General features: G+C 75.8%; 7 protein-coding genes. 4 read left to right on the top strand and 3 right to left on the bottom strand.

Annotation, left to right across the window (positions count from 1 at the left end):
- Nucleotides 1–128: 128 nt before the first annotated feature.
- Nucleotides 129–2,366, bottom strand: a complete 2,238-nt coding sequence (locus Q7T67_RS15950) for a hypothetical protein (protein ID WP_304791802.1) — start codon at nt 2,364–2,366, stop codon at nt 129–131.
- A 207-nt stretch (nt 2,367–2,573) separates the two neighbouring features.
- Complete coding sequence (locus Q7T67_RS15945) at nt 2,574–3,776, bottom strand: hypothetical protein (RefSeq protein ID WP_304791799.1); 1,203 nt, start codon at nt 3,774–3,776, stop codon at nt 2,574–2,576.
- 259 nt (nt 3,777–4,035) lie between these two features.
- On the opposite strand from Q7T67_RS15945, the gene purT reads away from it, so the two are divergent.
- Nucleotides 4,036–5,295: a formate-dependent phosphoribosylglycinamide formyltransferase gene (purT, locus tag Q7T67_RS15940; protein WP_304791796.1), complete on the top strand. Its 1,260-nt coding sequence runs from the start codon at nt 4,036–4,038 to the stop codon at nt 5,293–5,295.
- A 138-nt stretch (nt 5,296–5,433) separates the two neighbouring features.
- Here the strand turns inward: purT and Q7T67_RS15935 are convergent, their stop codons facing one another.
- The gene (locus tag Q7T67_RS15935) at nt 5,434–6,711 is read right to left on the bottom strand and encodes an NAD(P)/FAD-dependent oxidoreductase (RefSeq protein ID WP_304791794.1); all 1,278 of its coding nucleotides are present in this window, start codon (nt 6,709–6,711) and stop codon (nt 5,434–5,436) included.
- 735 nt (nt 6,712–7,446) lie between these two features.
- Here Q7T67_RS15935 and Q7T67_RS15930 point away from each other — a divergent pair.
- From Q7T67_RS15930 to coaE, 3 genes are all read left to right on the top strand, one after another.
- The gene (locus tag Q7T67_RS15930) at nt 7,447–8,373 is read left to right on the top strand and encodes a hypothetical protein (protein WP_304791791.1); all 927 of its coding nucleotides are present in this window, start codon (nt 7,447–7,449) and stop codon (nt 8,371–8,373) included.
- Nucleotides 8,374–9,068: 695 nt separating this feature from the next.
- On the top strand, nt 9,069–10,508 hold the full coding sequence (gene rpsA, locus Q7T67_RS15925) for a 30S ribosomal protein S1 (RefSeq protein ID WP_304791788.1): 1,440 nt from the start codon (nt 9,069–9,071) through the stop codon (nt 10,506–10,508).
- A 288-nt stretch (nt 10,509–10,796) separates the two neighbouring features.
- A complete protein-coding gene (coaE, locus tag Q7T67_RS15920; protein WP_304791785.1) occupies nt 10,797–11,399 on the top strand; it encodes a dephospho-CoA kinase in 603 nt (200 codons plus the stop codon).
- Nucleotides 11,400–11,465: the final 66 nt, after the last annotated feature.

Genomic DNA, 11,465 nt, shown 5'->3' with positions numbered 1-11,465 from the left:
GGCCGGGGTGAGCCTGCCCCCGGCGGGACCGTCCCCCGTGACGGGCGGGCGCCGCCGCCCCGGGCGGGCCCGCGCCCCCCGTGACGGCCGGGTGCCGCCCCGAGATGGACGGACGGCGCCCGGCCCGGCTACTTCCCGGCGACGATCCGGAACAGCGTGAAGGAGCTGCTGCGGGCGGGCCCGCCCTTGCGCGACGGGACCTTGGTGCCCGCGCGGTAGACGCCGGCGGCACCGTCGGCGGGGGCCTTGAAGCTCGCGGAGAACCGCCCCTTCGCGTCGGTCCGCGCCGTGACGACCGTGGTGTAGCGGGAGCACGTCAGCCGTCGGGTGACCTTGACGGCGGTCCCCTTCCTGGGCAGCGGGGCGGCGACCCTGCCGGAGACCCGGATCGTCCCGCGCCCGACGGTCGTCCGGGTGAACACGGTCCGGCGGACGAGCTTGAACGCCCGGCTCGTCGAGCCGGCGATCGACGCGGAGTAGCGGCCGTTCGCCTTCGAGGTGCGGTAGCGCGCGGCGGGGGCCTTCACCGCCACCGAGAACGTCCCGTCCGCCCCGACCTTCACCCGGGCGACGGTCGTGGCGGACCGGCCCTTCGCGACGAACCGGATCGCGGCGGTCTGTCCCTTCAGCCCCGCCTGGGCGACGCCCGTGACGCGGACCCGGGAGCCCGAGCGGGAGACGTCGGTCAGCGTGACCTTGCCGCCCTCGCAGACGAGGAGCGCCTGCGCGACGTCGGAGGTCGAGGGGGCCTTCGGGGTGGCCGACGGCGTCGTCCCGAACGCGAACTGGCCGACCGTGACGCGCGCCCCGGCCACGGCCGCGTCCCCGTTGGAGTCGGTGGCCGTCACGGTCACGTCGTAGTCGCCGGCGGGGAACGTGGCGGCCGGCAGGATCGCCGCGCAGCCGCCGGTGGGCGCGTCGTAGGTGCCCGCGACGGTCTGGGTCGGGCCGCCGCCGGCGGGCGTCACGGCCAGGCTGCAGGAGGCGATGGTCGCCCCGGCACCCGGGGTGACGGGGGCGCCGACCAGCGGGCCGACGGCGATCGGCGTCCCGACCGTCGGGCCGGCGATCGTCGCGGGCCCGGTCGCCTCGCCGACCTGGGCGTTGGACGCCGTCGCCGTGACGACGACGGTGTAGCCGCCCGGCGGGAACGAGGCGCGGGGGAGGGTCGCGGAGCACCGGCCGTCGGCGAACGTCCCGGCCACCGCGACGGTGGAGCCGCCGGCGGGGGTGAGCAGGAAGCGGCAGGACGCGATCGTCGTGCCGGTCGCCGGGGTGGCGCTCGCGGCGACGGTGCGGCCCTCGATGCTCGGGGCGAGCACCGTCGGGGCCGCGGCGGTCGGGGCGGTCAGCGTGAACGGGGCCGACGGCGTGCTGGTGGCGGCACCGCCCGCGGCGGTCGTGGCCGTCGCGGTGGCGGTGTAGACGCCCGCCGGGTAGGCGCTGGGCGGCAGGACCGCGGTGCACGTCCCGCCGGCGATCACGCCGGGGATCGTGGTGGCCGGCCCGGTCGCCGGGGTGACCGTGAACGAGCAGCCCGAGAGGGTGCCGCCGGCGGGCGGCGCGACCGTCGCCGTCAGCGTGCGGCCGTCGGCGGTCGGGACGCCGACCGTCGGTGCGGCCGCCGCGGCGCAGGGGTCGCCCTTCACGCTGACGTTCGAGACGCCGACCCCGAGGTCCAGGACGGAGACCTGGAGCGGGCCGATGCCGGTGAGCACCTCGACGCGCAGCGCGCGACGGGTGTGCCCGAAGGCGGCGGACTCGGTGACGGCACCGGGCGTGACGCGGACGAGCACCTGCAGGCCGAGGATCCCGCGCGAGATCTGCGTGACGGGCTGGTCGAGGTCGACGGCCTGGCCGAAGACCGTCAGGTTCCCGACGTCGAAGGTCGAGGCGAGCGTGGCCTTGCCGTTCACGCACCGCCCGGTGGTCGTGGACTCGACGGCGTCGGCGTGGACGAGCTGCGTCCCGGCCAGCGCGACGTTCAGGGTGGCGACCTTCGCGCGAGCGGTCGGCACCTGGTCGCGGGTCGGCTTGGAGACCTCGGACGTCGTGCCGGTCTCGACCGCGCTGACGCCGACGCCGAGCACGGCGAGCGCGTCGGTCAGGGGCTTCAGCGCCGACGCGACGGGCGAGTTGCCGGTCGGCGCGCACGGCTGGAAGTCCCCGCCCGAGGCGAGGATGTTCGTGAGCTCCTGGAGCGGCGTCTGGCCCCCGGCGGTGAGGGTGAGGGACTGGGCCCTGCAGGTCCAGCCGGTCTCGGGTGCGGCGGCTGACGCCGGGGCCGCGACGGCCAGCGTGGCGGCGATCGCGGCCAGGGCTGCGAGGACGAGTCGGACGAGGGGTCCGCGTGGGCGGGTGCGCATCTGGGAGCCGATCCTTGGGGGGGATCCACCGATCGGAGCCCGGGCGGGCGCCGATCGGGGGACCTGGGGCGGGTGGGCCAGTATCCCGGCTCCCGCCCGGATTGGGAACCCGGCCGTACGTCGATGCCCGCTCCCGGCACCGGGCGGCGCGTCGTCCTCCCGTCCATCCGGGGTCCGCGGCGTCCCCGGCGCCGCGGACGGTCGGGGCTAGTAGCCCGGGGGGTGCCGCGCGACGAAGCCGGCGGAGGAGCGCATCTCGCTCGTCCAGCGGGTGCCGCCGCCGCTGAGCGCGGAGGTGTCGTAGCGCCGGCCGTCGACCACCATGTACATGTGGCCGGCGTTCGCGTAGATCGTGATCCGCTTGCCGGGGCCGGGCTCGCCGTAGGACATGAAGCCGCCCGACGCCATCGGGGCGTCGATCAGGCCGCCGGCGGCCAGCGCGTAGCTGACCGAGCCGGAGCAGTCGTAGCCGCCGCTGGCCCCGCCGTGGCCGCCGCCCCAGACGTACGGGGTGGTCGCGATCTCGTTCGCGGCCGAGACGACGCGCGAGACGACCGAGCCGTCGGAGCTGGCCGGGGCCTCGGACGTGCCGCCGCCACCGCCGCCGCCCGAGGACGTCGAGGCGGACGCCTGGACGGTCCGCGGGGCGGCGGCGGTGGCGCTGGCCTGCTCCCGGGCGGCGCGGGCCGCCGCGGCCTGGGCGCGCTCCAGGCGCGAGATGCGGCCGCGGACCCGGGCGAGCTCGCGGGTGGTGCCGGCACGCGCGGCGAGCTGCTGCTGCTTGCGGCGGAGGATGGCGTTGCGGACGACGTCGGCCTCGTCGCGGTCCTCGACGGCCTCCTTCGCCAGGGCGCTGAACCGCTCACGGGCGTCCTTCAGGCGCCCGGCCTGCTTCGTGACGGCGGTCCTCGCGTCGCGGGTCTCGTCGAGGATGCGGCCGTTGTGCGCGGAGACGCGCTTGAGGAAGTCGACCCGCTCGAGCAGGTCGTTGAAGCCGCGGGAGGTCAGGACGACGGAGACGATGTCGGGGCGGCCCGACTCGTACGCGTTGGCCAGGTTGGACGAGAGCACGTCCGTGGCCTGCTCGGCCTTGCGCTCCAGGCGTGCCATGCGGACCCGGGCGCGGACGAGGTCGTCCTGCGTCTCCTGGACCTGCGACTGGCGGCGCGCGACGCGCTGGTCCAGCGTCGCCAGGCGGCTCTGGGCCGCCTGCAGACCCGCCTCGGTCTGCGAGATCCGCTCGGAGGCGGCCGCGACCTTCTGACGCAGGCTCTGGGCCGCGGCCCGCTCGGCCGCGACGTCCGCCTGGCCGGAGGACGGAACGCCTGCGCCCACCGCGATCGCGGCGGCACCGGTGGCGGTCAGCGCGAAGGCGCGCAGCGTGGATCGGCGTCGTGGGGTCGGCGGCATGGAACCTCGTGGATGTCGTGCGCGGGGGCGCGCGTTCGCTCGCGCCGGGCGGCATGCGGCGGCGAGCGTGGTCGCCCGGCGGAGGCCGAGCAGGGATCGACGCTAGAGCGGGGTGGCCCGGGGACCAAGCGGCGGACCCCCGTTGCAAGAGGTCTTGCAGAACGGGGTGGTGGTCGGCCGGGATCCGCGGCCGTGCCGGGCCGCCGGGGCGGCCGGTCGCGGCGGGCGGGGCGCGCGGCCCGCTGGCATCATCCGCCCCGTGAGCGCGTCCGAGACCCTCAAGCCCGTCCACGGGACCCCCGGCACCGCCGGGGCCGTCCGCCTCGTCCTGCTGGGCAGCGGCGAGCTGGGCCGCGAGGTCGCCATCGAGGCCATGCGCCTGGGCTGCGAGGTCGTGGCCGTCGATCGCTACGACGGCGCGCCGGCGATGCAGGTGGCGCACCGCTCGCACACGATCGCGATGACCGATCCCGACGCGCTGCGCGAGCTCCTGCGCGCCGAGCGCGCGCGGCCCTGCGCCCGGCTGCTGGTGGTCCCGGAGATCGAGGCCATCGCCACGCCGGTCCTCGAGGAGCTCGAGGCCGAGGGTCTCCACGTCGTCCCGACCGCCCGCGCGGCGCGGCTGACCATGGACCGCGAGGGCATCCGGCGCCTGGCCGCCGAGGAGCTCGGCCTGCCGACCTCGCCGTACCGCTTCTGCACGACCGCGGAGGAGCTGCGCGACGCGGTCGCCGCGCTCGGGACGGGCGACGGGAGCGGGCCGTTCGTGCCGTGCGTCGTCAAGCCCGTGATGTCGTCGAGCGGCAAGGGGCAGTCCGTCGTCCGCGCGCCCGAGGACGCCGACGCGTCCTGGGCCTACGCCCAGGAGTCCGGCCGCACCGGGCCGTCCGCGGTGATCTGCGAGGGCTTCGTGGCCTTCGACTACGAGATCACGCTGCTCACCGTCAGGCACGCGGGCGGCACCGCCTTCTGCGCCCCGATCGGCCACACCCAGGAGGACGGCGACTACCGCGAGTCCTGGCAGCCGCAGCCGATGACCGACGCGGCCGCCGCGCGGGCCGAGGAGATCGCCCGCCGGGTCACCGACGGCCTGGGCGGCCACGGCCTGTTCGGGGTCGAGCTCTTCGTCCGCGGCGACGAGGTCCTCTTCTCGGAGGTCTCGCCCCGACCGCACGACACCGGCATGGTGACGATGGCCAGCCAGGCGTCGTCGGAGTTCGCCCTCCACGTCCGGGCGATCCTCGGCCTGCCCGTGCCGACCGACGCCGCCGGTCGCGTGCCGCTGCTCGCACCGGCCGCCAGCGCGGTGATCCTCGGGGACTGCGACCTCGACGCGCCCTCGTACACCGGACTGGCGGAGGCCCTGGCGGTCGACCCCTCGGTCGACGTGCGGCTGTTCGGCAAGCCCGACGCCCGCCCCGGCCGCCGTCTCGGCGTGGCCCTCGCGCGCGGCGGGGACGTCGACGCGGCCCGGGCACTCGCCCGCGAGGCGGCGGGCGCGGTCGGGGTCGTCGGCTGACGGAGGGCTGGGTGGCCGGCCGGCTCGGTCGCTCGGGGTGGGTCGCCGGAGACGCTCGGTCGCTCGGCGTGCCCGGGTCGCCTGGGGCCGGGTCGCCCGGGACGCCGACGGGCCGCGAGCGTGCGCCCGTCGTCCCGCTCAGTCGCCCGGGACGCCGACCGGTCGCGAGGCGTGCGCGACCTCGACGGTCGCCCCGGCCGACGACGGCTCCGTGTGGGCGCCCGGGGAAGGACTCGGTGTCGACGGGCCGCCCGCCCAGCGCGACGCCGACAGCGCCCCGAGGTAGGCGTCCCACGCGCGTCGAGCGACCGGCGCCGGCGTCGTCGCCCGCAGGGCCGCGGTGAGCGTCCGGCGGTGCGGGACGATCCCGCCGACGAGGCGCTGCAGGCGCAGCAGCCACCGGTACGCCGGGTCCTTCTGCGCGGACGTCGAGGCGTAGCGGCGCAGGGCCTGCTCGCGCGTCTGCCGTCCTTCGACGACGTGGCGCAGCTCGCGGCCCAGGGCGATGCCGAAGTGGAACGCCGGCCGGATGCCCTCGGCGGTCAGCGGCAGGCAGTGGCCCGCACTGTCCCCGACGAAGAAGACGTCGCCCCCGGTGGCCGGCCGCAGCCGGTGGGGGATCCAGTTGCCCTGGAACCCGTGCGGCTCGCGCTCCAGGTCCTCGACGAGGCGCAGCGTCGGGTCCTTCACGTGGTGGTGGGGGTCGAACGAGCCGACGCCGACGCGCACCTCGTCGCCCGCCGGGAACGACCAGGAGTACCCGTCGGGCACGTAGCGGGGGTTCAGGTACAGGGCGAGCTCGTCGGAGGTGCCCTCGGGATGGACCTCGAGCCCGCGCGACAGGTACGCCTCGGGCGGCTGGATCGCGTCCTCGGAGGCGGGGGCGAGGACGCGGCGCCAGCCCAGGGCGTCCACGACGAGCGGCGCGCGGACGGGACCCCGGTCGGTCAGGACGGTCAGCGGGGTGCCGAGTGCGGGGTCGGCGGATCCAGGACGGCCCGCTCCCGGCGACGAAGCGACGGGACCGCGCCCCTCGACCTTCGCGGTCTCGAACGTGAAGTCGCCCTGCGCGGCGAGCAACCGGCACAGCAGCCCGTAGTCGAAGGTCGCGAACGGCTCCGGCAGGGCCCAGGTGAACGCGTCCTTCGCCGTGTGCGCCGTGATCTCCCCGAACTCCTGCAGGATCGCGTCGGTCAGGCCGAGCAGCTCGAGCCACGGCCGCGGGACGGCGCAGGCGGACGTCTGGCGCTCGCCGATCTCGTACCGGTCGACGACCACGACCCGCGGGCGGGCGGGCGAGGCGGCGAGCTCCCGCGCGACGGTGAGCCCGGCGAAGCTGGCCCCGCAGATCAGCACGTCGCAGTCGAGGTCGAGCGGCGTCCGGTCGTCGCCGCGCTTGGTCGCTCGGGTCGGCATCGGTCGCGGACTGTAGCGGCGGGCGGGGGCGGGGTCCCCGGGAGGCGCGGGGGCGCTCGTCGCGGACGGGTGGCGGCGGTGCCCACGTGAGGCGCGGCGGCGTTCGTCGCGGACGAGCGGGGGCGGGGGGCGGTGTCGTGGGGCGGGGCGGCGGTGTGGGCGGCGGCGGGCGGGTGAGGGGCGCGGGTGGTCTCCGGGTGCGAGCGGTTGGTGCGGGCCGCGGGCGGGTGGTCTCGGGGTGCGAGCAGCGGATGCGTGCGGGGGGACGGGTCGCGGAAGCGCAACGACGGGCGGAGGAGGGGTGTCGGTGCCGTGGCGATCCACCGGCATCCGCCATCGCGGTGATGCGGCGACGACGCTGTGGCGGATGGTCGTCCTGCACACCCGGCTGAGCACACGGATCCAGGTCTCGAGCCGGCCTGCGGATCGAGACCGGGATCGTCGTCGGTCGGGAACCCCGATCCCGGTTTCGGTCGGGCCTCCTCGTCGAGACCCGGATCGATGCCGGTCGCACCCGATCCAGGTCTCGGTTCGACCCCTGGGGCGAGACCGGGATCGTGGTCGGTCGGTGACCGCGATCCAGGTCTCGAGCAGGCCTCCTCGCCGAGATCCGGATCGGTGCCCGTGATGGGCGATGGGAGACCGGACCGGGAGAGGGGTCGTACGGCCTTCGCGGCACCCGACAGCGGCGGAGGTGCTCCTCACGGCTCCGTCGGCTCGACGCCGGGAGGACCGGTGCTCCGTCGCCGGACGGCCGACGAGGTCATTGCCGAGCTCGCGGCGGCACAGCACGGCGTGGTGGCCCGGTGGCAGCTGCTCGAGCGCGGTCTCAGCGCGGGCGAGATCGTCCGCCGGCGGCGAGGCGCGCGGCTCCACCCGGTGCGCCCCGGATGGGCGGGCGTGTACCTCGCGGGGCACCCCGTCGCCCCCGAGCTCGCCCTCGAGACGGCAGCCCTTTTGCTCTGTCGCGGTCGGTCCTCCGCCCTCGGTCGTTGGTCGGCCGCGGCGATCCACGGCTTCGGAGATCAGCGGCCCGCCGTCCATCTGCTCCAGGTCGGCGGCACCGCCCCGGCCGCCGACGGGATCCGTGCCTCCGTCGTCGCAGAGCTGCCGGGATGGCAGGTCGTCCGGCGGCGTGGTGTCTGGGTCACGACGCCGGCCCGGACGTTCCTCGACCTGTCCGCCGTCGCGCCCGTCGGTGACGTCGAACGGTGCCTGGACCGGGCGCGGATCGCCCGGGTCGTCACGGACGCCGAGCTCGAGCGCGTCCTCGCGTGGGCGGGGACGCGGCGCGGTGTCCGTCCGCTCGCGAACCTCCTGGCCAACGAACGGGACGGCGGGTACTCGCGGTCGCGCGCGGAGCGCCGGCTGCGACGTCTGATGACGGAGGCCGGCCTGCCCGTCCCCGTCCGGAACGGCACGATCGCCGGCCGTGAGCGCGACCTGGCCTGGTGCCAGGCCCGCACGGTCGTCGAGTTCGACGGTCGTCGGTTCCACCTCACGCCCGCCCAGTGGGAGCGGGATCGCGACCGGGACGGTGAGCTCCTCGCCCGGGGTTGGAGGACGTTCCGGGTCACGTGGACGATGCTCTGCCACCGGCCGTACGAGGTCGTGGCGAGGGCGGCGGCCATCCTCGCCCTCGCGGAGGCGGAGCGATCGTGACGGTGGGCTCCGACCCGGGCCCGCATCGTCCGGCCGACGGCTCCATCTCGGACCGTCGCCGCCGGGGCGCCATGGCCGACTGACAGGTGTCCCGATCCAGGTCTCACGCACCCGGCTGACGCGAGACCTGGATCGGGGTCGGCCGGGGACACCGATCGGGGTCTCGGCGGGGAGGGCTGCGCGAGACCTGGATCGGTGTCGGCCGGAAGCGCGGATCGGGGTCTCGGCGGGGAGGGCTGCGAGACCTGGATCGGTGTCGGCCGGAGGCGCGGATCGGGGTCTCGGCGGGGAGGGCTGCGCGAGACGCGGATCGGGGTAGACCGAGGACCCGGATCGAGGTCTCGGCGGGGAGGGCAGCGCGAGACCTGGATCGGTGTCGCCGAAAGACACGGATCGCGGTATCGACAGGGAGGCTGCTCGAGACCCGGATCGCGGTCGCGCCGCCCCGGCCACCGCACCTGCCCGCACACCGCGCCGGCCTCGGACCCGGCCGGTGCCCGTCGGCCTCGGCGACCCGCGACGATTCGGCAGCGCAGGCCTCCGACCTCGCAGACCCCCGGGACTGCGCGTGTAGGACCGCGCGTCCCCCGACCCGCGACCCCGTAGGCCCTGGCGCCCCCCGCGACCCCGCAGGCCCCGGCGCCCCCCGACCCCGCACGCCGGACGCGCCCTCCCCGCGCTAGGATGCACGGTTCATGTCCACCACCGAGATCCCCGCGGCGACCGTGGTTGAAGGCTCTGACGGCCTCCTCCTCGAAGTCGACGGGAACATTGTCCCCAACTACGACGCCACCTTCCCCGGCTTTGCCGAAGGTGACGTGATCACCGGACGTGTCGTCCGCATCGATCCAGACGAGGTCTGGGTCGACGTGGGCTACAAGTCCGAAGGCGTGATCCCGCAGCAGGAGCTGTCGATCCGCAGGAACGCCGACCCGTACGACGAGGTCGAGCTGGGCGAGGAGGTCGAAGTCCTCGTCATGATCAAGGAGGACGACGAAGGTCGCCTCAAGGTCAGCCGCAAGCAGGCCCGCTACGAGCGCGCGTGGAAGCGCATCGAGGCGGCGCAGGAGACGGGCGAGCCCGTCGAGGGCACGGTCATCGAGGTCGTCAAGGGCGGCCTGATCATCGACCTGGGCGTCCGCGGCTTCCTGCCGGCGTCGCTCGTCGACATCCGTCGCGTGCCGAACCTCGACGAGTACCTGCACACGATCATCGAGTGCAAGGTCATCGAGCTCAACCGCCAGCGCAACAACGTGGTGCTCTCGCGCCGCGCCGTGCTGGAAGAGGAGCGCAAGGAGCAGCGCCAGGCCATCCTGGACGTCCTGCAGCCCGGCGTCGTCGTCGAGGGTCAGATCTCGAACATCGTCGACTTCGGCGCGTTCGTCGACCTCAACGGCATCGACGGCCTCATCCACATCAGCGAGCTGTCGTGGACGCACGTCAACCACCCGACCGAGGTCGTCTCCATCGGGGACGTCGTCCAGGTCAAGGTGCTCGACATCGACCGCGACCGCCAGCGCATCTCGCTGGGTCTCAAGCAGACCCAGGAGGATCCGTGGCAGCGGGTCGTCGACACGTACAACGTGGGCGACGAGCTCGAGGGCACGGTCACGAAGGTCGTCACCTTCGGTGCGTTCGTGGAGATCATGGAGGGCGTCGAGGGCCTCGTGCACATCTCGGAGCTCGCCTCGCACCACGTCGAGTCGCCCCGTGAGGTCGTGCACCCCGGTGACGACGTCAAGGTGAAGATCCTCGAGATCGACGACGACCGCCGCCGGCTGTCGCTCTCGGTCAAGCGGGTCGAGGGTCAGGTCCTGCCGCGTCGCGAGGCGTCGGCGGACTCCGGTGACGAGCTCGCGCACACCTCCGGTGGCGACGAGACGGCCTACACCTCCAGCGACGAGGGCTTCAGCCAGCCCCCGGCCCCGCTCGAGGACGAGGACGAGGCTCCGGCCGCCGAGGCCGATGCCGACGCACCGGCCGCCGACGCCGACGCGCCCGTCGCCGACGCCACGGTCGAGGAGACCGCGGACCCGGCCGACGTCGCCGCCCCGGTCGAGGAGGCCGCCTCCGAGGAGGCGCCCGCCGCCGAGTCCGAGGACGCGGCCCCGGCCGCCGAGGAGGAGCAGGCCTAGCCCGCTCCCGGCGCGCTCCGGCGCGCCGACCAGCTGTGCCCTGCGGCCCGCCATCGGCGGGCCGCAGTCGTTCCCGGGGTCGGAACGGGCCGCACGTCCGGCGGGCCGGGCCCAGGACGGTTCCGCGCAGCACGGTCCGCCGAGGGCGGGAGGGCCCGCGGGGACCGACGAGCGGCCACCCGCCGACCGTCGGCGCCGGGGCGGACCCGGTCGTGCCGTCGGCGGCTCCCGGTCGCTCCCGCGCGCGACGGGGCGGCGCCGCTGCATCGCGCGGTACGGTTGGGGGCGATGGCGGTCCCCTTCGTAGGACTGACCGGCGGCATGGCCTCCGGCAAGTCCACCGCGCTCGCCGCGCTCGCGCGGCTCGGCGCCCACACCCTCTCGACGGACGCCGTCGTGCACGGGCTCTACGAGGGCGCCGAGGTCCGCGACCTCGTCGTCGCCCGCTGGGGCGCCGAGGTCGCGCCGGACGGCGTCGTCGACCGCGGCGAGGTCGCCAAGCACGCCTTCGGCGATCCCGACGAGCGTCGGTGGCTGGAGTCCGAGCTGTGGCCGCGCGTCGGTGCCGCGGTGATCGCGTTCCGCCAGGAGGCCGACGCGGCCGACCCTGCGCCGCCCGCGGCCGTCGTCGAGACGCCGCTCCTGTTCGAGGCCGGCATGGAGGCCGGGTACGACGCGACGATCGCGATCGTCGCGCCCGACGCCCTCCGGACCGAGCGGGCCGGCGAGCGGGGCCACCACGGCATCGACGAGCGCAACGCCCGGCAGCTGACCCAGGACGAGAAGGCGTCCCGGGCGACCTACGCGATCGTCAACGACGGCACCGTCGAGCAGCTCGAGGAGCGGCTCCGGGGCGTCCTCGACGACCTCCCTCGCGCTCCGGGCCCGTGAGCGCCGGACCCGAACGCGTCCCCCGCCCGCCGCGCCCCGCCGGTCGGCAGGGCGGCCCGACGCCGC

Origin of the sequence: Patulibacter sp. (genome assembly GCF_030655195.1) — a bacterium.
GTDB lineage: Bacteria > Actinomycetota > Thermoleophilia > Solirubrobacterales > Solirubrobacteraceae > Patulibacter.
The sequence above is the reverse complement of the archived record's forward strand: the minus strand, read 5'-3'. Positions and strand labels throughout refer to the sequence as shown.